The organism is Burkholderia sp. AU6039, assembly GCF_002223365.1.
Lineage (GTDB): Bacteria > Pseudomonadota > Gammaproteobacteria > Burkholderiales > Burkholderiaceae > Burkholderia.
The window spans coordinates 1-464 of record NZ_NKFK01000039.1 but is presented as its reverse complement, the minus strand read 5'-3'; the positions used below and the strand labels follow the sequence as shown (position 1 = coordinate 464).

At 71.1% G+C, this 464-nt stretch carries 1 protein-coding gene; it reads left to right on the top strand.

Features of this window, described 5'->3' with window-relative positions:
* Positions 1 to 464: hypothetical protein (locus CFB39_RS40530; protein ID WP_179257818.1), on the top strand; the 464-nt coding region annotated here is incomplete at both ends.

Here is a 464-nt window from a genome sequence, read left to right as displayed (position 1 = left end):
ACCTGCGCCAGCTTGCCGCGTGGCTGCGGGCCAATCGGACCGCCGGGGGAGAACCGCGCCCGACCCTGGGTGCACTGCGCAATGAGGTGCTCCAGTCAGGGCGGCCGGCGCGCGAGAACGCTCATGTGCAGGCGTTCCGCGAAGCGGTGGGCGAGCAAGGCGCCACGGGTAAGCACGTGGCCGGCGCGGTGGATGCGCTGGTACAGGGCGGCACGTTGCAGCGGCAGCCTCAGCCCCAGGTCCATGTTGACGACGAGGCATTGATCCAGGCCTATCAGGGCGCATCGGACACGCATCCGGCCACGGCGCGCACCCATGCGAGCTACCTGCGCCAGCTTGCCGCGTGGCTGCGGGCCAATCGGACCGCCGAGGGAGAACCGCGCCCGACCCTGGGTGCACTGCGCAATGAGGTGCTCCAGTCAGGGCGGCCGGCGCGCGAGAACGCTCATGTGCAGGCGTTCCGC